The sequence below is a fragment of the Schinkia azotoformans LMG 9581 genome (assembly GCF_000307855.1).
Taxonomy (GTDB): domain Bacteria; phylum Bacillota; class Bacilli; order Bacillales; family Bacillaceae_J; genus Schinkia; species Schinkia azotoformans.
Genome location: NZ_AJLR01000033.1, coordinates 1 through 21,836, shown reverse-complemented (window position 1 = coordinate 21,836; position 21,836 = coordinate 1). Strand labels below are relative to the sequence as shown.

21 protein-coding genes are annotated in these 21,836 nt (G+C 36.1%); 6 read left to right on the top strand and 15 right to left on the bottom strand.

The annotated features are described in order from the left end of the window. Window positions 1-26 precede the first annotated feature (26 nt). From bshB2 to BAZO_RS01770, 5 genes are all read right to left on the bottom strand, one after another. Window positions 27-695: a bacillithiol biosynthesis deacetylase BshB2 gene (gene bshB2 / locus BAZO_RS01790; protein WP_003329509.1), complete on the bottom strand. Its 669-nt coding sequence runs from the start codon at window positions 693-695 to the stop codon at window positions 27-29. Window positions 696-725: 30 nt separating this feature from the next. Further along, window positions 726-1,070 carry a YojF family protein gene (locus BAZO_RS01785; RefSeq protein WP_003329507.1) on the bottom strand — a complete coding sequence of 115 codons (345 nt, stop codon included), beginning with the start codon at window positions 1,068-1,070 and terminating at the stop codon, window positions 726-728. A 103-nt stretch (window positions 1,071-1,173) separates the two neighbouring features. Beyond that, the gene (locus BAZO_RS01780) at window positions 1,174-1,911 is read right to left on the bottom strand and encodes a Crp/Fnr family transcriptional regulator (RefSeq protein ID WP_003329506.1); all 738 of its coding nucleotides are present in this window, start codon (window positions 1,909-1,911) and stop codon (window positions 1,174-1,176) included. Next, window positions 1,883-3,778, bottom strand: a complete 1,896-nt coding sequence (locus BAZO_RS01775) for a heavy metal translocating P-type ATPase (protein WP_003329505.1) — start codon at window positions 3,776-3,778, stop codon at window positions 1,883-1,885. The genes BAZO_RS01780 and BAZO_RS01775 overlap by 29 nt, the downstream gene beginning before the upstream one ends. Window positions 3,779-3,795: 17 nt before the next feature. Next, window positions 3,796-4,017, bottom strand: a complete 222-nt coding sequence (locus BAZO_RS01770; protein ID WP_003329504.1) for a heavy-metal-associated domain-containing protein — start codon at window positions 4,015-4,017, stop codon at window positions 3,796-3,798. 139 nt (window positions 4,018-4,156) lie between these two features. On the opposite strand from BAZO_RS01770, the gene BAZO_RS01765 reads away from it, so the two are divergent. After that, the gene (locus BAZO_RS01765) at window positions 4,157-5,014 is read left to right on the top strand and encodes a GNAT family N-acetyltransferase (RefSeq protein ID WP_003329503.1); all 858 of its coding nucleotides are present in this window, start codon (window positions 4,157-4,159) and stop codon (window positions 5,012-5,014) included. 30 nt (window positions 5,015-5,044) lie between these two features. Next, window positions 5,045-6,151, top strand: a complete 1,107-nt coding sequence (gene menC, locus BAZO_RS01760; RefSeq protein WP_003329502.1) for an o-succinylbenzoate synthase — start codon at window positions 5,045-5,047, stop codon at window positions 6,149-6,151. A 50-nt stretch (window positions 6,152-6,201) separates the two neighbouring features. On the opposite strand, the gene BAZO_RS01755 is transcribed toward menC, so the two are convergent. Then, the gene (locus BAZO_RS01755; protein WP_003329501.1) at window positions 6,202-6,483 is read right to left on the bottom strand and encodes a DUF6509 family protein; all 282 of its coding nucleotides are present in this window, start codon (window positions 6,481-6,483) and stop codon (window positions 6,202-6,204) included. A 143-nt stretch (window positions 6,484-6,626) separates the two neighbouring features. Between BAZO_RS01755 and BAZO_RS01750 the strand changes: the two genes are divergently transcribed. The 3 genes from BAZO_RS01750 to BAZO_RS01740 are packed head-to-tail and all read left to right on the top strand — an operon-like array spanning window position 6,627 to window position 10,312. Then, window positions 6,627-8,111 carry a spore germination protein gene (locus BAZO_RS01750; RefSeq protein ID WP_003329500.1) on the top strand — a complete coding sequence of 495 codons (1,485 nt, stop codon included), beginning with the start codon at window positions 6,627-6,629 and terminating at the stop codon, window positions 8,109-8,111. Between the two features lie 33 nt (window positions 8,112-8,144). Then, complete coding sequence (locus BAZO_RS01745; RefSeq protein WP_003329499.1) at window positions 8,145-9,233, top strand: GerAB/ArcD/ProY family transporter; 1,089 nt, start codon at window positions 8,145-8,147, stop codon at window positions 9,231-9,233. Continuing rightward, window positions 9,230-10,312: a Ger(x)C family spore germination protein gene (locus BAZO_RS01740; RefSeq protein ID WP_003329497.1), complete on the top strand. Its 1,083-nt coding sequence runs from the start codon at window positions 9,230-9,232 to the stop codon at window positions 10,310-10,312. Before BAZO_RS01745 ends, BAZO_RS01740 begins: the two co-directional genes overlap by 4 nt. A gap of 47 nt (window positions 10,313-10,359) precedes the next feature. Here the strand turns inward: BAZO_RS01740 and BAZO_RS01735 are convergent, their stop codons facing one another. The 8 genes from BAZO_RS01735 to BAZO_RS01700 all read right to left on the bottom strand — a co-directional run bounded on the left by BAZO_RS01735 (window position 10,360) and on the right by BAZO_RS01700 (window position 19,960). Next, entirely contained in the window at window positions 10,360-12,636 is a 2,277-nt protein-coding gene (locus BAZO_RS01735; protein WP_003329496.1) for a PepSY1/2 domain-containing protein, read from the bottom strand. A gap of 84 nt (window positions 12,637-12,720) precedes the next feature. Continuing rightward, window positions 12,721-13,089 (bottom strand): STAS domain-containing protein, encoded by a 369-nt coding sequence (locus BAZO_RS01730; RefSeq protein ID WP_003329495.1) that lies wholly within the window; start codon window positions 13,087-13,089, stop codon window positions 12,721-12,723. Between the two features lie 11 nt (window positions 13,090-13,100). Further along, window positions 13,101-13,520 (bottom strand): ATP-binding protein, encoded by a 420-nt coding sequence (locus BAZO_RS01725; protein WP_003329494.1) that lies wholly within the window; start codon window positions 13,518-13,520, stop codon window positions 13,101-13,103. A gap of 13 nt (window positions 13,521-13,533) precedes the next feature. After that, window positions 13,534-15,138: a PP2C family protein-serine/threonine phosphatase gene (locus BAZO_RS01720; RefSeq protein ID WP_003329493.1), complete on the bottom strand. Its 1,605-nt coding sequence runs from the start codon at window positions 15,136-15,138 to the stop codon at window positions 13,534-13,536. Continuing rightward, window positions 15,135-16,751 carry a bacterial transcriptional activator domain-containing protein gene (locus tag BAZO_RS01715; RefSeq protein ID WP_003329492.1) on the bottom strand — a complete coding sequence of 539 codons (1,617 nt, stop codon included), beginning with the start codon at window positions 16,749-16,751 and terminating at the stop codon, window positions 15,135-15,137. Before BAZO_RS01715 ends, BAZO_RS01720 begins: the two co-directional genes overlap by 4 nt. Before the next feature lie 169 nt (window positions 16,752-16,920). Continuing rightward, window positions 16,921-18,441, bottom strand: coding sequence for a succinate CoA transferase (locus tag BAZO_RS01710; RefSeq protein ID WP_003329490.1), 1,521 nt, complete (start codon window positions 18,439-18,441; stop codon window positions 16,921-16,923). 201 nt (window positions 18,442-18,642) lie between these two features. Beyond that, window positions 18,643-19,284 (bottom strand): LytTR family DNA-binding domain-containing protein, encoded by a 642-nt coding sequence (locus tag BAZO_RS01705; RefSeq protein ID WP_003329489.1) that lies wholly within the window; start codon window positions 19,282-19,284, stop codon window positions 18,643-18,645. Between the two features lie 151 nt (window positions 19,285-19,435). Continuing rightward, complete coding sequence (locus tag BAZO_RS01700) at window positions 19,436-19,960, bottom strand: hypothetical protein (RefSeq protein ID WP_003329488.1); 525 nt, start codon at window positions 19,958-19,960, stop codon at window positions 19,436-19,438. Window positions 19,961-20,112: 152 nt separating this feature from the next. On the opposite strand from BAZO_RS01700, the gene BAZO_RS01695 reads away from it, so the two are divergent. Then, window positions 20,113-20,472 carry a Lin0512 family protein gene (locus BAZO_RS01695; RefSeq protein ID WP_003329487.1) on the top strand — a complete coding sequence of 120 codons (360 nt, stop codon included), beginning with the start codon at window positions 20,113-20,115 and terminating at the stop codon, window positions 20,470-20,472. A gap of 200 nt (window positions 20,473-20,672) precedes the next feature. Here the strand turns inward: BAZO_RS01695 and BAZO_RS01690 are convergent, their stop codons facing one another. After that, window positions 20,673-21,746, bottom strand: coding sequence for a branched-chain amino acid aminotransferase (locus BAZO_RS01690; RefSeq protein WP_003329486.1), 1,074 nt, complete (start codon window positions 21,744-21,746; stop codon window positions 20,673-20,675). Window positions 21,747-21,836 lie beyond the last annotated feature (90 nt).

The window sequence follows — 21,836 nt, the reverse complement described above, 5'->3', positions numbered from 1 at the left end:
AAAAAAGAACTCATAATCGAGTCCTCTTAAGCAAATCTATACGTCCAAAAGCGTTCAGTACTGATCCATGCTAATGCATCAGGATCCTTATTCAATAGTTTTTCAGACAAATTTTCCATAACGGCACTTGTTTGCGTTTCATGGGCTAGAATGCAGGCAATTTTTTTATCTTGAACAGAAGTGATATCAACAACTAAATCCGGTTCTCCTAATTTTTCAAAACAGTCATTCGAAAATGCCATACATTGTAATTTAGGGCGAGCTTCTTTTGGCATTTGCTTCATTGCATGAACAACAGCTGCCCCTGTAGCATCATGGTCCGGGTGGACACTATAGCCCGGGTAAAATGAAATGACGAGTGATGGGTTTACTTCTTCAATAATGGCTCGAAAACGATCGGCCAGCTCATCAATGTCCTCAAATTCCAATGTTTTATCACGTAAACCTAGCATCCTTAAATCTGTAATACCAATAGCTTTAGTTGCATTTATAAGTTCATTTTTTCTAATTAATGGGAGTGTTTCGCGATTCGCAACGGGCGGATTCCCCATATTACGTCCCATTTCACCAAGGGTACAGCAAGCATAAGTAACAGGTGTCCCTTTTTCGCTATATAGGCTGATTGTTCCTGATGCCCCAAATGCCTCATCATCTGGGTGTGGAAGAATAACTAAAACATGTCTTTCCATTTCCATGATTTACACACACTCCTCTCCGAACTAAAGTTAAAATGGTTCTTTGCTTAGCTGACAGGCAACCGCAAGTTTGCCGTTAGCATCATGCCCCGCTAATAATAGCTGATTTTTTTCATCGACTTCCCAGTGGGTCAAGCCTTCTGCATATACCCATCCGATTTCCAATTTCATACCCACACGATAGGGTCCGTTTCCTGTGATTTTGGCATGCTGGTAACGAATTAATCCATTCCGAATATAAGCCCCTACTGTCATAACAGATTGGTCTTTATGGGAAGCATAGGCACCATTTGTTGTTTCTAAATGTAAATAAAGATCTTGTTCATTGAATTCATCGAGTTTGTTTTGTACTTCCGTTGGGTTAATCGGTTTCAATGTTGATCCTCCTTCAAATTAGTGATATCAATTATATTTTATCTTACTAAAAAGTTCTAGGAAGACTCAACAAAAAAGGCTTATGGATAAAGGTATCTAACCTTTAGTTCTCCCCATTCTCAATTTCACTTAGTGCATCCACATCCAAAATGGTAATCTTGCGCTGACCGGTCATAGAAATCAGACCTTGGTCTTGAAAGGATGACAACCGCCTGCTTAACGTTTCGCGAGTCATTCCCATATAGGAGGCTAAGTCTTTTTTACTCATTGGCAAGGTAATTTGAATCGGTTCATGATCGGTTCCAACTTCATCATTACCTGCTGATAACCCTAATAAGTAAGAAGCTAAACGTTTTTCTGAATCGTGAGAGCTAATGCTTTCGATATTTTTTTCCGTATCGTTCAATCTTCTGCTGAATTCCTCAATAATTTTTAACGAAATGGAAGGATTAGATAACAACATCTCCTTCATTTCAGTTTTATGTATAGCACAAATTTCAGTATCCTTCATTGCTTCAGCATAGCTTGTTAATGATTCATCAGTAAAAAGAGCTAGCTCCCCCATGAAGTCGCCGGGCTCCATGATCCGAATTAATTGCTCTTTCCCAGATTCGGACAGGCGGTAAATTTTCACCTGTCCTTTGTGCACAATATACAAATGATCTGAAGGTTCACCCGCCCTGAATACCATTTCCCCTTTTTTATAGGTTTTCGTTTTGCTCGTTTTGACAATTTCAAGCATCTCATCAAATTGCAAATGATTAAAAATCGGGACAATCGATATACAAAGACTTTTCATATCTTGATTATTTTCATCGTGATGATGGCAGCAATGTTCCATTAAGAGAGCTCCTGTTCTTTTTATTAGTTTTTCTAAAATAGACAAGTCTTAATGCATTCATAATGACAATTAATACACTTAATTCATGGACCAGCATACCAGATGCTAAGAAGACCTGTTTTAGCAGTACACCAACTAATAGAAAAATGACCGTACCCACCGCGAAGAACATATTTTGCTTCATATTTCTGATTGTTGCTTTTGCTAATCTATGGGCTTCTGATAATTTTTCTAGTTTATCCGCCATGATAACTACATCTGCAGTTTCCATTGCGACATCAGTACCTGTACCGCCCATTGCAAAGCCAATGTCAGCTGTTGCAATAGCTGGGGCATCATTTATACCGTCTCCTACCATTGCAACATTAAATCCATTATTTTTCAACTCTTTTATCTTATTTACTTTATCTTCAGGGAGAAGTTCTGCAAATACTCCATCAATACCAAGTTGGTTTGCTACTTTTTCTGCCGTATGCTTGTTATCGCCAGTTAGCATATAGATTTGTTTAATCCCACTTTGTTTTAAACTTTGTATACTTTCTTTCGCTTCCGGACGGATTTGATCTGCAATGGAAATTACACCAGCTATTGTTTTATTTACAGCAACAATAATAGCAGTATAGCCTTTCTTTTCTTGGTCAGTAGCATAGACTTGTATTTCCTTATCTATATTCACTTGATTAGCTGTCATCCATTTACGGTTCCCGATTAATAGATGATTGTGATTTACGGTTGCTCCAATCCCATTTCCTTTTACCACTTCAAAATGTGTTGGTTTATAGACTAATGGCAGACCTCTTTTATGAGCTTCCTTCACAACTGTTTGCCCTAAATGATGTTCTGAAATAATTTCAGCTTCGGCAACCATTGTCAAAAAGGTGATTTCATTCATCCCATATGTTTTAATAGCAGTGACTTCGGGTTGTCCTTTTGTTAATGTTCCTGTTTTATCAAATACAAAAACATCTGTTTTTGCCAGCTTTTCCATTACGTCTCCGCCTTTAATAAGGATGCCCTTAACAGCTCCATTTCCAATTCCAGCCACAATGGATACTGGGGCGGAAATAACTAAGGCGCCCGGACAGGCAATGACAAGGAAGGTTAATGTTAGCTCGATATCCTTAGTAAAGATGTATACAATAACCGATAAAAGTAAGATGGCAGGTGTGTAAAAGGAGGCGAATTTTTCAAGAAACTTTTGTGTTTTGGCTTTTGATTCCTGCGCTTCCTCAACAAGCTCAATAATTTTTGAAAAGGTTGTATCTTCGCCTACTTTTTCGGCAATCACCTCAATATACCCGTTATCAATAATCGTTCCACTAAAAACAGTGTCGTCTATTTGTTTGCGGGTGGGAACAGATTCTCCTGTGATCGCTGCTTCGTTCACAAATGCTTGTCCAATAATAACTGTTCCATCGATTGCAATTTTTTCTCCAGATTGAATGAGGACTCGATCTCCCACTTCTACTTCATCAGCCGGAATTACGACTGTTTTTCCACCTCTAATCACTGTTGCCTCCAGTGGTGCCATATCCATTAATGATTTTAATGAGGATCGTGTTTTTTCTAGACTGCGGGCTTCTAGGTAGGCACCGAATAAGAATAGAAATGTGACAGCCCCTGACTCAACGTATTCACCGATAAACAGGGCTCCAATGACGGCAATCGTTACGAGTAATTCAATACTAAACGCCTTCATTCGAAGTGCCTGCCATGCTTTCACTACAATGGGATAGCCGGCAATGATTGTGGCGGTTATTAATGTTGCGTTTTTCAAAAGGGTTAAGTTTGCGAAATTAAATATAAAAGACACCGCTAATAAAATACCTGATAGTAATACGATTGTGGCTCTGTTCTTTCTTTTCATTCGTTTTCCCTCCTTGCTTACGAAATTTTCCTATTTAGTACTTGATAGCCTAGTTTTTTGATCGTTGAAGCAAGATTTTCCGCGGAAACAAGATTTTCATCAAAGATTACTTTCACTTTGCTCGAATTAAAAAGGACTTTTACTTCTGAAACTCCCTCTTGTTTAGATAACACTCCTTCAATTTTTTTGATACAGCTTGGACATGTTAGTTCTTCCATTTGAAATTTTACAGTTTTCATATTTTCATTTCCCCTTTTAATATGTTTTATTGATTCTATCTTCATTTTAGGGATTAAACACGAACAGGGCTTTGACGTGCATCAAATTTTTCCTTTTTGTATAATGAAATAAGAATTTAAAAATGGGGAGGAAAATAATGTGCCAGCAGAGCCACCGCAAATCATCATCCAAGAGTTAACGACATACTCCGAACTTATGGACGTACAACGACTTGAAAATCTAATATGGAATGAACCCCCTATTCCCCTCCACCAAACCTTCACCTCTATTCAAAATGGAGGATTAATATTAGGGGCATACATAAATGAAACCTTAGTTGGATTTAGCTACGGCTTTGCCGGTTTTAAAAACGGAAAGTCCTATTTATGCTCGCATATTCTTGGGATTCACCCAGAACACCAGGAAAAAGGAATTGGAGCCCGTTTAAAGGAAGTGCAACGTCAAAAATCGCTTGAACTGGGCTACTCGATGATGACATGGACGTATGACCCGCTTGAAAGTAGAAATGGTTATTTTAATTTATCGAAGCTGCACGCGATTTGCCGTACATATGTTGAAAATTGTTATGGCGACATGATGGATGCCTTAAACTCCGGTCTTCCATCTGACAGATTCAAAGTGGAATGGTGGTTCAATAGCCCATTTATTAAGGAAAAACAGCAAATCGATGTAAGGAATGAAAAATCTCCATTTCAAATTGAAATAATAGAAAAAGGTCTGCCTAAATTAATGGACGTTACTTCTACTTTGGAAAGGATTTTAAAAAATCGGACAATCGAACAAATCCTAGTACCGGTTCCTATTAATTTTCAACAATTAAAAAAAGAAGATTTTGAGCTTGCACTTGATTGGCGTTTAAAGAGTAGAGAAATACTTCAAACGCTTTTTGACAATGGCTATGTTGCAGTTGCCGTGAAAAAAAAGAATAAAGAAAATGTCGTCAATGATTATGTACTCGTTAAAGAAGATCTAATTCAGGAACCCCGTGTTTTTTGATAACCATTTTTGAAGTGAAGGTGAAAAATTGTGCAAATAAAAGAAGTTGTGTTACGCCATCTAAAAATGAATATGAAATTTGACTTTACAACAAGCTTTGGAACAATCCGGAATAAGGAATTTATTTTAGTAGAAGCAAAAGATGAATATGGGATGAGCGGCTGGGGTGAATCCGTTGCCTTTACCGCCCCGTGGTATAATGAAGAAACATTAAAAACAAATTGGCATGTGTTAGAGGACTTTCTCATCCCTTCTATTTTACATAAACACGTTGAGCATCCTGATATTGTTAACGAAACGCTTCTAGGAATTCGTAAAAATAATATGGCAAAAGCGGCCATTGAGGGTGCGGTCTGGGATTTATATGCAAAGCGTTCAGGACAACCGCTTGCGACAGCACTTGGTGGTCAGAAAAAAGAAATAGAAGTTGGCATAAGCATTGGTATTCAAAAAAATACTACAGATTTAATAAGCTTGATCGAGAAAGCCATAAATGAAGGCTACAAGAGGATCAAAATTAAAATTAAACCAGGTAAAGATATCGAGATCCTAAAAGAAATTCGCAACCATTTTCCAACCTTACCGTTAATGGCTGATGCCAATTCTGCCTATCGTTTGGATGATATTGAGAGATTAAAAGCACTTGATGAATTTAAATTAATGATGATCGAACAACCGCTCGCTTCCGATGATATTATTGATCATGCTGTCTTACAAAAGCAAATCAAGACGCCCATTTGTCTTGATGAAAGTATTCTTTCCTATGAGGATGCAAGAAAAGCGATTGAATTAGGAAGCTGTAAAATTATTAATATTAAAATTGGCCGTGTCGGCGGCTTAACGGAAGCAAAGCGCATCCATGATCTTTGTTTGGAAAAAGGAATTGGAGTATGGTGCGGCGGCATGCTCGAAGCCGGTGTCGGCCGTGCCCACAATGTCGCTCTCACAACACTTTCAAATTTCAGTTTACCAGGGGACACGGCCGCATCCTCGCGCTATTGGGAGAAGGATATCATAAGCCCTGAAGTAACCGTACATAATGGAATGATTACTGTACCAGATCGCCCGGGAATTGGCTATGATATCGATATAAATGCAGTCAATGAATTGACTGTTTTTGAAAAAGTATATAAATAAAAAAGAAAGTGGCTTCTTATTATTAGTGAAGCCACTTTTAATTATGCATCTTATTCTAATTGCTGCTTACAGTAGTCAGCAATAAACTCTTTCTCGTCGTCCTCTAACTCTAAATCTATGTACTCATTTGTAACGTTTTCAAAGAATTGATATTGCGCGACCCTTACCGCATCATCGACTGCAGCTATAATTGCCTTTAAATAAACACCCTTTTCAGAGTAGAGATCGTCATCTTCGGGCACTTCAATTTGTAAAATAAATTCATATCGATCCCCTATTAAAATCCCTGTTGGATCTTCAATTTTTTCAACTGTATGACTAGTGATTTCCATATATTATTCCTTCCTTTCAGGACCTGCATTACATTTTCCTACATTATACAATAAATTTCTCTATTATGCCTAAAACCGCATACTATTCCTAATTACGGCAAAAGATAACAAAGAATTAACAACTTCTATGAAGGAGAAGCATGATGTTTTTTAAAAAGAATGCCCGTAATGGAAATGCTTCAACACCAACCATTTTGCAACAATTTAAACAATCAAATGATTTTCTTACATTTGAAAATAAAATCGGCACAGTTTCTTATTTTATTTCCTATTATAAATCCTTAATTGATGTAGAAGTGTTACATCGGGATATCTTACCCTATATAACGGAATCAACTTTGAGAAATTTGGAAGATTTGAGCCTTGCTATACCATGTGAAAATAAAATCATTTCAAATGATATACAAGAAATCTCATCCCATGTATTAACTGGATCGATTATGATTTATTTAAATAAGGACAAGCCAAAACAATTTATACTAGTTCAAGCTCAAAAAAATGAAGCTCGCCAAATATCCGCTCCGGAAGTTGAATTTAGTGTCATTGGTCCGAAGGAAGCTTTCGTTGAATCGATGGATACTAATATAAATCTGATTAGAAAAAGAGTTCCAAGTCCAAATTTACAAGTTACAAATCTTCAAGTCGGTAAAATTTCAAAAACACAAGTAGCAGTGCTTCATATTGATGAAATTGCAAATAAAGAAAATGTGAATACCGTTATCCAACGAATTGGGGATCTTGAATTTGATCAAATTATTGATAGCTCCTATCTTACACAAATGATAGCAGATAATCATCATTCGCCTTTCCCCGTCTTACTCGACACGGAAAGACCGGACCGTGCTGCGGCTGTTTTAGCTGAAGGAAAAGTTGTGATCGTTGTCGATGGATCGCCACATGCATTAATCGGTCCAACAACACTAATTGAATACTTCGCAGCTTTTGAGGATTATTTTCTTAATCCTCACATTGCGTCTGCCTTTCGTTTGATCCGCGTCTTTTCAGTAGCATTTTCATTATTAATGACACCGATTTATGTAGCGATCCTTACCCATCATTTTGAATTACTGCCCAAGGATTTAATGAGTACCCTAGTGTCATCAAGAACATTAGTTCCTTTCCCACCGTTTCTGGAAGCTTTAGTTCTCGAACTAGTTATAGAACTGTTAAGGGAAGCAGGGGCAAGACTTCCAACAAAGGTAGGGCAAACTATCGGTATTGTTGGCGGTATTGTGATTGGAACAGCTTCTGTAGAGGCTGGTTTAACGAGTAATGTATTATTAATCATTATCGCCCTTGCGGCACTGGCTTCTTTTACAACACCAGTATACCAAATGGGCAACACCATTCGCCTACTAAGGTTCCCTTTTTTATTGTTTGCACATGTTTGGGGCCTTGTAGGAATCGTGTTGTGTTTTTCGTTCTTTCTAACACATTTACTACGCCTAACATCATTAGGAAGACCTTATTTGGAGCCAATATATCCTCCTAGAGCAGCTGATCTAAAAGATTCGTTCATTCGCATGGCATTTGCTCGACAATCGAAAAGACCGATTGTTGTTCAAACCGAGAAAATACAGCGGTTTAGTCAAGATAAAGCATTTAAAAATAAGGATATCGATGAATAGCCCCTGATTTGTATTGGAAAAGGATGGATGTGAATGTTAAAGCCTATAGATAAAAGGTTTCAGGTTTCTCCCTTTTTAGTTTTTTATATTATAACATCTGTTCAAGTCGGTGTTGGTGTCCTGGGATTTCAGCCGTTTATACTTGAAGCTGGTCATGATGGCTGGGTTGCGATTCTTCTAGCAGCCTTAATGGTTCATGGTATTATATGGATTATGTATAAGCTTATCCGAAATGGAAAAGGGGATTTAATTGATATTCACCAACAGGCATTCGGAACATGGCTTGGGAATCTTTTAAGTATTGGCGTAATGTTATATTTTATTATCACGGCTATTACCGTATTAAGAAGTTATATCGAGGTGGTGCAAGTATGGATTTTTCCTGACCTTGCAACATGGAGCTTTGCTTTACCATTTATTATGCTCACCTATTATGTTGTCATGGGGGGATTTCGCACAGTCGTAGGGATCAGTTTCTTTAGCATCATTTTACCCGCCTACTTAGCGTTAACCTTTCTCTTTCCACTAAAATTTGCAAGGTGGGAAAATCTGGGGCCGTTTTTTGATGTGGGTTTACAATCATTATTCTCAGCCTCACTGAAAATGACATTAAGTTATTTAGGTTTTTCGGTTTTATTAGTTTTTCATCCATATGTAAAGGGTGGGATGAATACACAAAAATGGGCGCAACTAGGAACACTAACGACAACTCTTTTTTATGTATTAATCGAAATCGTTACAATTATTTATTATAGTCCTGGTCAGATTAAGATTGTAACGTGGCCAACATTAGGCTTATGGAAAACTGCTGAATTGCCTTTTGTTGAAAGATTCGAATTCATCGGCATCTCCACATGGCTCTTAGTCGTCCTGCCTAATATCACCATTTTTCTATGGGCTGCCAGCAGAATCGGTAAAAGAGTGGTTGGTTTTAAACAGAAATATTTTCTAGTCATTATCTTGATCATTGTATTTATTGGATGTAATTATTTTGAGAAAAGAGAAAGTATCAGTCAACTTAGTGACAATGTTGGTACCATCGGAAAATACTATAATTTTGTTTATATTCCTCTCCTTTTTATTATTCACTCGATTTCTGTAAAAGTGAGGAAAAGTAAATGAAAAAATTCATCCTTTTTGTAGTCTTGTTGGGGTGCAGCTTTGCTCCACAAATTGCCCAACCAAAACAAATTATTGATGATATCTTTTTAGTGATGGCCGTTGGTTATGATTATGTTGCTGAAAACCGATTTACAGGTACAGCTGTTGCACCTTTTTATAAACCAGATAAAACAATAGAAAATCTGGCTTTTTCTAATACATCATCATTAATATATCAAAATCGTGATAAGTTGGAATCGGAATCATCAAAACCGTTAATAAATGGGAAGCTGCAAATTGCTCTATTTAATCGAGAACTTGCTGAAAAGACAGGTATCTTTAGGTATATCGATAATCTTCAAAGGGACCCCAATGTTGGTGCTAGAATCCAACTGGCTGTTTTCGATGGTTCTACGGAAAAAATCCTTCACAGCCTGAAAACAGATGAACCCATAGGGACTTATCTATCAAATTTAGTTGATGAGAATACAGAATTCAGCAATCTTCCCTTAACCAATTTGCATACCTTTGAATTTGCTTATTACTCCAAAGGAATAGACCCTATTTTGCCGTTATTGGAAGAAAAAAAGAACAGAGTAAAGATAAAAGGGGTTGCGCTTTTTAAAAAAGAGAAAATGGTTGACTTTGTTCCACAACAAGAATTTTTTTATTTAAGGAGTATGTACGAAAATTTTAAAAAAGGCGTATTTTTTATAAAACTTGATAATGGAGAGCGAGCTTTTCTAACAAATATTGCCTCTTCAAGAAAATTTGTCGTTAAACATAATAACGGTGGATTCTCTCCCAATGTAACTATCAATATAAAAGTCAAGGGAATCATTAGAGAATATAGTGGTCCATACATTCCTAATGATTTAATAAATGATATTGAGCGGCAAATAGAAAAGGATATCAAGAAAAAGAACAAAAAAATGTTAACCACTTTTCAAGAATTGGGGATCGACCCTATTGGTATAGGCCATCATGTGCGGCACCAAACAAGAAACTATAAAGGTGAAAACTGGGAGGATATTTATCCAAATGTGGATGTTAAAGTAAAAGCTACAGTCAGTATTTTAGAGCGTGGCGTCATCAAGTAAAGGTGTCTCGGAAAATAACTCCAAGACACCTTTTCAAATTATAGCATTTACCTAAAATTCACATTCATCTCTGCCGCAATTTTCGCTAGACGAACATTTGAAACTGCTAATTCTGCTAAAGTAACTTCATTTTTTGGTTGAAATTGTTGGTTCGCATCTTTTGTAAAAATACCTAGACCATTGACTAAGGCAATATGGCCCTGATATTTTTCATTCATTTCCTTTGTATCTTTAAAGCTCATCGTAAATATTTCTTTATGGTCAGCCACAACCTGTAAACCAAGTGCGCGGACATACCAGTAGGCTAATTCTTCTTTTGTCAGCTTTTCTTCTGTATTAAATGTCTTCATCGTTGGATCAATAATCTTTTGTTCGGCCGCCCGTTCGATAATATTGTATAAGGGATGGTCAGGCTTAATATTTTCATATGTTTGCTGCTTATCTTGACCTACATCTCTAAAGCGTGGATCATAATCATAAAAATTAGCCAGTGATTTATATAAAATCTCTAATGCTTCCCCTTTTGATACAGCACGATCCGGATTAAACGTAGCAGGGTCTTCTACCTTGATAATGTTCGCGTCGAGCAAAAAGTTTAATTCATCGCTAGCCCAAGAATGGGTGATCTTTGGCTTCTCTTTTGCTGTGTTTTCACCTGCATAGGAGTATTTTTCCCAAGCTCCGCTGACTGCATTGAAATAAGTAGTAACATCTTTTTGATTAGCCGTGTAGACTAAACGATATTCTTCATCTCCCATTGGAGAATTCGCTGTATACATCAGTTTCACATCGAGATTTCCTTTGATGGCCTCCAATGCTTTTTCTCGGTCAATCGCTTTGTTTACATCTGGCCAGCCAGTCACTTTATTATAATTAACATTCAAAGAATAAAGCTCTCCATCGTCTGCTGAAACACTAACACCGATTCCATTGCCATTTACGATAATCCCGTCTTTGATGCGCGGAAAGTTGAAGTAATATTCATTCCCATCTTTCCGGTAGCCACTATCAGTTCCATCTAATGGATAAGCATATTGGTTTAGGTTAGATGGTGCATACTGTTTCAAATACTCCATTGCTTTTTTTAATGCCTGTTCTTCCGTGATCTTTGGCTTAACATCTTTCATTTCTTGTGGGTCCATGTAATAATAAAAGTCACGATTTTGGTTATAGTAATTTAGAATCTCACCTGTTTCTTTATTAATCTCCAGTGATGAACCAGATCCACCTGACCCTTCATAATACATAAAGTGGATACTGTATATTTTTACTCCATTACGTTCGGTCTCTTGAATTCCTTCAATCGCCAGTTTAACATTATCCTTTTTAGGCTTAAGTATTTTTTCTGCTAATGCTTTTGCCTCTTCCTTGGAAAGCGTATTGCCTGATTTTCCTGTTGATTGGCTCGCAAGCATTTTGATTTCTTTCTTTTTCGGTAAATCTTTGTAGAACTTTTCGCCGATTTTAAACTCTTTTGTTTTTGCATGAATCCCCATGATCGCTGGGTCCGGTACAAAAGTAAGTTTAACCGATGCTTTGTCATTTAAATAGTCATAATCAACTAGATAACGCAGGTCAAGTTGAAGATTGTCATTTAGAATTTGTAATGCATCATTCTTTGCAATTACATTATTTTTACTTTCGAAATTGGCCTTATTTTCAGTCATGAAACCAATATAAAACTGTGTCACTTCCCCGTTTCCAAGTACAGTGATGCTGGCATTTCTATATTGAACAGGAACTCCGTTTTCAAGCTTATCATATGTAAAATGATACATAACAGGTTCAGTTAATGGCCGATTCATATTCGAATAATAGTCCATGTTTTCGTCTGACAATTGATATTGACCATTAAGTTTTAATTTTTCTAAAAACTTTGTTGCTGTTTTTTGTGCTTCTTCCCTCGTTACCTTTGCAGGGAATAAGGCATCCTTCTTATCCGCAGGATCGTAATAGAAAGAAATTAATGCCAGATCTTTACCGGTGAATGAAAAATGGCCATTCATTTGCTTCCCTGCGCCCATTTCCTTATAAAAATGCAAATCGTACGTTTCCATCCCCATTCCTGGTCTTGATGGATTAAAACTGACGTTGAAATCTTTGTTACTTACCATATCCAATTGATTAGGGAACAATTCTTTAACTTTTGCGATTAATTTTTCCTTATCAACATCTAGAATGGAAGCCTCAGAAGACTGTTCGATACCTCCCTGCTCTGTTAACATTACGCTTTTTACTTCAGCATGGACATTGTTAATTGGCATCAATGCTGATAAAGCAAGGGCCGATGATACATAAATAGCTCCAACTTTTTTAATAGACAATTTTTAAAACCCCTCCTCCAATATTTTCCTACAATTAATATAGACGAAAATAAGAAAGGAAAGGTTTCAATAAATTTGAAAATTTTAATTTTTAGTTATATTTTCTATTCCTTCAACGGCAGCCCATTGACTTGGGTAATAGGACAAATACCTAGATAGACCAACGATACTAAACATTTTTTCATAATGATATTCGAGCCCAAATGCCCTCATTGTAATATGATTTCCAGCTAACAATCGACATAGACGAATCAAGTATGCTATACCGGCACTATTAATATAGTTCACTTTATCAAAATTGATAATGAATATAGAGAGGTTATTAGGCAGGCCCTGTTCCCATTGATGAAAATTCAGTAATTTTTCACCAGATGTTTTTGTAAGATCACCTATTAAGGTAATCAGTAATGTATCGTTCATTACTTCGCTGGTAATGATCAATTCTTCTTCCATTATAACAACTCCTAGCCTTTAAAATTGTTAAAGCTTTTCTCAAATGTAATACAAAATGAAAAATCATCAACTAAAGGCTTATCCATCGTCCAATGATCAACAAAAGATTCAATAATCTTCAAGCCCCAGCCACGATCGAAATTAAAATCCGTTTGTTTTATGGAAGGAAATCCACTCCCTCTATCACAAACCGTACATGTTGCCATTTGTTCGGTAAGTGTAATCGTAATCAGGATCGGCAAATCTTTATTTTCCAAATTCCCATGTTCAATAGCGTTTATACATGCCTCTGCCACAGCAGCTTTAAACTCTTGAATATCCTTTTCTAAAAAGAAAAAGGAGGAAAATAGCTCATCCATTTTTTGAAGTACTTTTTTCTCTTCCCCAAACACACTCAGAATTTGTATGTTCAGCGATTGTGGGAAATTCATCCTATACTCTCCTCTACCTAGTGTTCCAATTATACCGTTTTAAATGAACGACTGTCATATCATCCTCCCGATCTTTACCAGTTGAAAAATCATTTATATTGTCGAGGAATAACTTGCCGTCTTTATCCCAATTTTCTTTAAAACTACTAATAAGACGTTCAAATCCATACATAGAATTTTCAGAATTACGCTGTTCAATCATTCCGTCTGTATATAAAAGAATAGCTTCTAATGGATCCAAAGGTAAAATGACCTCAGAATACTGTTCGTTGTCATCGATTCCCAACGGAAAAGAGGATTGATCAATCGTTCTCGTTATCCCAGATTCTCTAATAATCGGAGATACATGACCTGCACTAGAATAGGTTAGCATTCTTGTATCAAGATCAATAACCCCCAACCCAGCACTAATATACATACCCTCATTTAACAGTGGTTTTAACATTACATTAATTTCATCCAGTATATGGGCAGGCGATATGAACTGAGATTCTTTATTAATTTTTATTCGAACGATCCCTATCATCATTGACATAAATAAGGCAGCTGGAAGCCCCTTTCCAGAAACATCACCGATTAGAAGTACAAGCTTATTATCATCAAATTTGATGACGTCAAAAAAGTCTCCACCCGTCTCCTTAACCGGTAAGGATATTCCGCTAATCTGATAATCTCCAAAATGAATAGATGTTTGCGGCACAAGTTTTTCTTGGATTGTTAATGCCAGCTTTAATTCATCATCAATTTCTTTATATAAATCTTTAATTCTTTGTTGCAGTTTATTAAAGCTTCCAACTAAATATCCGATTTCGTCATTAGAAGTAACCGGAATTTTAGTATGAAGTGTTTCTCGTTTGCCTGTCGAAGCAGCTGCAATATAATCTGCCACCTGATGGGTATATTTTATCGAATCCATAATAATAAGCCTGATACTTAATATTGATAAGGTCAACAATACTGCAATCACAACAATTACTTTATATATAATAACCTCTACTGGTGCTTGAACGGATAAAAAGAGCCATATCAAATCCGTTAGAAAGATAAAAAGTAGTGAAAAAAATACTAGAACGATCTTCTTAACCAACGATACATGGATGAATGAAATCGAAGGCTGGTTAAGTTTAATAATGGTCGGCCTGAGTGCCTTTCCTAAAAAAGCAATAATCGTTAGTGTAATGATCATGCCTATTGACTGCTCTCTCACAAAACTAATCGACATGTTAATCAAGACCTTTATTGTGACTTCCTCAAGTAAAAAAGCGACGTATATATGGAAGGCAATCGCTAAAACGACCATAAACAAAATAGAAAAGCGAAACATCTCCATCGGAAAGTGAACAAGCTTATGAAAGAGCTTTGTTTTTTCATCACGGGTTAGTGTTACGAGTTTTTCTGGATTTTGATCAAGTAAGATGGCATCTCTTAATCTAATTGCAGAAAATAAATAGTAGACTACTAGAAAAACAGCATTTTGTAATAGTACAAACGGCAGATTATATTTTAAAATATATTCCCATGATTTTCCTAAAACAAAATAATTTTGAAATTCGACGAAGACTACACCTTCCAGACCGACGAGAAAATAAAGTAATAAAAGCCTTTTTCTAAGACTCATTTGACCACATCCATGAGGGATTTTAGTTCAGCCGATACATCCAAACCTAATTCCTCCTTTAATGTTCGGGCATATCTTTGAAAGATTTCTTTAGCCTTTATATAGTGACTTTGACCTAGTAAATATGCAATATAATTTTTTACGGAAGTTTCATTTAATGGGTCACAATCTATTAATTCCACAAAAAGGCTGTTTATCATTTCCGCATTTGTAGTATTTTTCAAAAGAAAATTAAGCATTTTCGTATGTTTCTGCTTTATATCCTCTCGAAATTGCTCCAACCAAGAAATGTAATACATGTCAGGTATGACTTGGTTATGATAGATTTTTCGGGCCTTATTAAAAAGCTCGATAGCAGCCATTTGGTCATCGCTCCACAATAAACGACCGACAGATAATAATTTTAAATAATTAAGAACATCAATTTCCTCTATTTGATTATGATCAATTCTAATAAACCCATTCATAATTGAGATAAAAGGTTTATCATTCTCGATTACATTTTTTATTTTATTATTTATAGTATGAATCAAGACATATATTCGATTGGAAGCCTTTTTATAATTCTCATCGGCATAAAATTTGTCCATGATTACGTCTTTTAATGCCTGTAAGTTGGGTTGGACTAACAAATAAAGCAACAATTCTTCCGCCTTTTTTCTTTCCCATTTCGTTAAGGTGATTTGTTTTTCCCCAATATAAACTTCAAAATTACCGAACAGCTTAAATGTAAGTTTACTAGATCGTTTTTTTACTTTAGAAAATATATTTTTTTCCGCATCACATAATTCCGCCATATCAGTGACATCGTTTAGTAAAAATAATTCTTTAGCTTTCAGTATATATGAATTGTCTTTAAGAGCATTTCCTACAATGAAATAAATATAGGCTTTATAGAATGGATGCTTAAATTGGTTGACATTGGCCAGTAGGGTAAACGCAGTTTGTTGTAACATTTCCTGATCATGATCGGCATTCATTAGTTTCATACATAAAGCTGGGATCATATAAATGAGGTGAATCCTGTTTTTACTATTTACATATTTTTCATTTATTTTCCAATTTTTTTCAATTATGTATCGGTAATAATATTCAATATCCAGCTTTCTAGTGATTGGGGGGTGTTCGATCGTGTTTATAAATTCTATTGGAGGCTTTATTGTATCTTGAATGTACTTCATCCGTTGGAGGCAATAGTGCATTTCCTCTTGATTATTCATCCAAATATAAAGCCAAGAATAGGCCTCGGTTAGCATCATAAATTCTTCTTCAAATAAATCCAAAGACCAAAACAGTTGCTGGGACTCCTTATAATACTGAAGTGCTTCTTTGGTGTAACCTTCAAAAACTGAGTATAAAGCCAAGAATCTCGTTGCAGAGGCTCTTTCTCGTTCTCCGAGACTATTCATTTCATATTCTTTTTTTATAAATTTGTAGATTACATCTACAGTATGATGATTGGAAATTAATAAATTATAGCAGCCAAACTGGCAAAGGGTACGGGTAAGTTCAACACTATTTCCCGTTATCCCAAAGTGCTCAATTCTACCATGAAGATAGTTAAGTAACTCATCCAAGTTTTCAGTAAAATAAAGCTTCAGATGTTTTTTCATTTATTTGTACCTCATAAATTTTGAAAATAAATATCTTACATATATTCTCCTATAATTATCTATTTCCTTCAATTTACCTAGAGATTTTTGTGGAAATTTATAGAAAAAGCGCAGAATCTTGTCAAATGGTCAAGAATCTGCGCCTATTATTAAAATTTTATAGATAATATTATTTAATTACGATTGGTTCTAAAACAGGCTCAAGCATGGTGCCATTTTTCTCGAAGTTTGTATGCCAAGAAAACGCCTTTTCTAAAACATGAGGTGTTTGTCCACCTCTTGTAAGTGCTTCGTAATAATAATCACGTAATTGAGCACGGTACGTAGGGTGTGCACAATTTTCAATTAATAGCTCAACTCGTTCTCTTGGTGCTAAGCCGCGTAAGTCTGCATATCCTTGTTCAGTAACGATGACATCCACATCATGTTCTGTATGGTCAGTATGTGAAACGAAAGGAACAATACTAGAAATGTCTCCGTTTTTCGCAATTGACTTCGTTACAAATATAGCCAAACGAGCGTTTCTTGCGAAATCCCCAGAACCGCCAATACCATTCATCATATGTGTTCCGCGTACATGTGTTGAATTCACATTACCATAAATATCAACTTCAAGAGCTGTATTAATAGAGATTAAGCCCATACGACGGATTAATTCAGGATGGTTGGAAATCTCCTGCGGTCTTAACATTAAACGATCTTTATATTTTTCGAAGTTTCCGAAAACTTCTTCCATTTTTCCTTCTGAAATGGTAATTGAGCAGCAAGAAGCGAACTTCACTTTACCAGCATCAAGAAGGTCAAATACTGCATCCTGTAATACTTCAGAATAAACTTCTAAGTCTTCAAATTCAGATTCAACTAAACCATGAAGGACTGCATTTGCAACAGATCCAATTCCTGATTGTAAAGGTGCAAGACTATTTGTTAATCTTCCCTCTTTAATTTCATTTCTTAAGAATTCCATTAAATGGTTAGCCATAATTTGCGTCTCTTCATCTGGCGGTACGATATTGGACGGTGAATCCATTTCATTATTGATTACGATTCCTTTGATTTTATTAATATCAACCGGAATACCAATTGTACCGATTCGATCGGATGGAGTTGTTAATGGAATTGGATTACGCTCACCCTGTTTTCCTAGATCATAGATATCGTGAACTCCTTCAAACGATTCCGGATGGGCTAAGTTAATTTCAATAATTATATTTTTAGCATGTTCTGCGAATATGGCTGAATTACCAACTTGTGTAGTTGGAATAATCATTCCATCTTCAGTAATGGAAATCGCTTCCAAAACTGCATAATCAATCGGTACTACGCCTGAGCGAATCAATTCAGCAACTTGTGAAAGATGTGTATCAACGAAATAAAAATCTCCTCTATTGATACCTTTACGCATTGTTGGATCTGCTTGGAAAGGTGAACGCTTGTTCAGAATTCCAGATTCAGCAAGTAATTTATCAGTATCAGTCCCCAAAGAAGCTCCTGTATAAACATCAACTTTGAATGATTCATTTTCAGCACGCTTTATTAATGCTCGTGGTACAACTTTAACATCCCCAGCTCTTGTAAATCCACTAAATCCCAATGACATTCCGTCTTCAATCCAGCTCGCAGCTTCCTCTGCAGTCACAACTCGATTAAGAAGTTCCTCATTACGAATGCGATTCTTGAAATTCTCCACTTCTACTCCCCCTGTAGATGTATTTTTAAAAATAGTTTACAGGAAATTTGTCAAAACAAGCTGAATTTTGGATAGAATTGCAAAATTTTCGGATGAGCCAGAAATTATCAGGATGAAACAGAAGATTCTCACAATAGTTCAATCTTGAGCATAGCATTAAATTGATGTATAACAGAAAATCCAGGGATGAAACAGAAGAATTTAAACTCCCAGCAATTTTCTAAAATAACTGGAGTAGGATTGGCTGACAGGAATTTCGGTTCCATCCTTCATTTCTAACAGAAAGGTAGAATGTGTGTCAGGATGAATCATTTTAATTTGGGTTACGTTCACAATAAAGGAACGATGGCATCGAATGAACGTTTCCTTCGGCAAATAATAATCAAATTCATTTAGAGAATCCTTATGCGTTCCAGAGCATACCTCTGTTATTACATATGTTTTTCGATTTTTTGCTTCCAAGTAGATTACTTTTTCAAATGGAACCGGAATCCACCCTTCATTTACCTTCACAGTGACAACGGAAGTGGCACTAGTTAAGGTTGGGAAGACAGCAGTTATACAACCTTGTTTCCCTTTAATTGAAAAAGGAACAGCCATCCCGTAGTATGGTACACCAAATACATCTCTGCTAATAAACTCCGAGACCTTTTGCCCACTCAGTAGCGCTTTATATGTAATTGTACCTTCCTTAACCGGATCACCAGGCTTTATTTTAAGATTGATCCGTTTACTTGGGCGATAATATATGTACTTGTCTCCATTTGAGACTGCAATAGATGTTTCATCCGAAAATAACTCGCCGACTACATCGATAAGAATTGATAATGAAAATTCGCCCATTTTATACCTCTCTATAATTTTTTTTAAATTCCAATAAATTTATAACTTAATAGACTAATCCAACTTTTATTATAGCCATTTATTCGACAAAATTCATTACGAAATTATGAAAAAAGAGTGACCAAACAAACGATCACTCCTAAAAAGGTGATTACTCAACAAAGCCAGAAATCAAAATCTGTTTTGTTTCTTTAGACCCTAGCAATTCATAGTCAATTTCGATTGCTGTTACATTATTTTTGTAGTTCTCATCCCTCACGGTCACCTTTAGAACAATATTTAGGTCTTTTTTGTTTACTTGATAATTTTCTACAGGTATATAATTCTCAAGTAAATTCAATTCTTTTGCTTCTTCTTCCGTGATTGCCCCATTTGTATTGGCTAGGGTTGAACCTTTTTCATCAATAAAGGCAGTTACTGAGAGTGCTTCATCATCAGCCGTTAAAAACGATCCATCTGTTTTAATAAACCGAATTTCCTTAATAACCGGCTTTCCGTTTCCATGGTATTGCATATCGTAGCTTAAGTACATTGGTTCATTTTCTTTTACTTTATCTTTTTGAATGATCGTATAGCCTGTTAATCTAAATTCATCGACGTTCGTTAAATTAACATAATATAACCACCCAACCAAAACTACGAATAATACAATAACAATTGCTACGATTTTTTTCATAAATGTGATCTCCCCTTAGTTCTTAGCAATTCTAATTATTATATGAATATTTTAAACAAACCACAATGGAATATCTAGATTTGACTCTTTTTGTTCACAATTGTATCTGAATGCTATAATAAACATATAAATACTAGGAAGGAATGATAGTTTTGGAAAAAATGATGTTTATTGAAACCGGTATGGGTATTGATGTTCATGGCCAAAATATTACCCGTGCCGCAGTACGTGCTGTAAAAAATGCGATTCATTATAATTCAATGCCTGGCATTCGTTCTGTATTGCCAAATAACAGCTTGGACAATATGTGCGTCAATGTGAGACTAGCTGTCCCTTGTGACAAAGAAAACCTCGATATTGAAACCGTTAAAGCGGCCCTGCCATTTGGCAAGGTAACAGTTGAAGTTGTTGACGGTGGCATGCTTACAACAAGCGGGATTGTGTTAGAGGAAAAAGGCGACAAAAACGATCAAATGTATATCGTAATTGCCGCTGTTGAGGTTGGATATTAGAAGAAAAGCGGAAGCGCCTTGCACACCGCCGTACAAACTAGAGGGTACAACGACAGCGATAAAGGAAACTTGAATTGCATTAGCAATTCTTAGTTGACTTATCGTAGGGAGGAGACCTGAAGTTTGCTTGGCGATAGGCGCTGGAGCTAGACAAAAACTCACCACCCTGTTTTTTAGTAAGCGGTGAGTTTTATTTTTTACTATTCTACTTTCACTGTCCAACCAAATGGATCTGGTTCTGTTCCATATTGGATACCTGTTAACGTATCATATAGTCTTTTGGAAATTTCGCCTGTTTTCCCTTCGTTTAGAACGACTTTTTCATTTTTCCATAATAGCTCGCCAACTGGAGAAATAACAGCAGCAGTTCCAGTTCCAAATGCTTCTTCTAGCTTACCATTGGCAGCCGCCTCATAGATCTCTTCAATAGAAATCCGACGTTCTTCTACCGGTACATTCCAGTGTTTTAAAAGTTGAATAATGGAATCTCTCGTGATACCTTGTAGAATACTTCCATTCAACGCCGGTGTTATTACCTTGCCATCAACTTTAAAGAACATATTCATGCTACCTACTTCTTCAACATATTTATGTTCTTTACCATCCAGCCATAGAACCTGTGAATAACCTTTTTCACCGGAAATTTCTTGTGCTTTTAGGCTCGCCGCATAATTTCCGCCTGTTTTGGCTTCACCAGTACCACCTTTTACTGTTCGAACATACTCATCCTCTACTTGAATTTTGACAGGATTTAAGCCCTCTTTATAGTAAGCACCTACTGGTGACATGATAATAATAAACATATACTCAGATGATGGTGCAACACCTAGATAAGGTTGCGTTGCAATGATGAATGGACGAATATAAAGAGATGTTCCTTCAGCTGTTGGAACCCAGTCTTTATCAATTGATACTAGTTTTTTTAATGCTTCTAAAGCAAATTCCTCATCGATTTGGGGAATTACTAATCTGTCATTTGAACGGTTTAATCTTTCAAAGTTCTTATTTGGTCTGAATAATTGAACCTCACCGTCTTTTGTGACATATGCCTTCATGCCTTCAAAAACCGTTTGTCCATAATGAAAAACAACGCATGAAGGATCCAGTTTAAGCGGCTGATATGGGACGATTCGAGGATCATGCCAGCCTTGTCCTTCTTTATAATTCATAATAAACATATGATCCGTAAATAATTTACCAAATTGCAATTTATCAGCATCTGGTTTTGGTTTTTTAGTTGAGCTTAAATCAACTTTAATGGTTTGATCAAGCATCTGTGTCATCTCCTTGTTCGATAAAAAAATTATAATCAAATGCGCCTTGGCGTATTTGCGCCCAGATTTTTTCGAGCTTGTTCGAAAAAC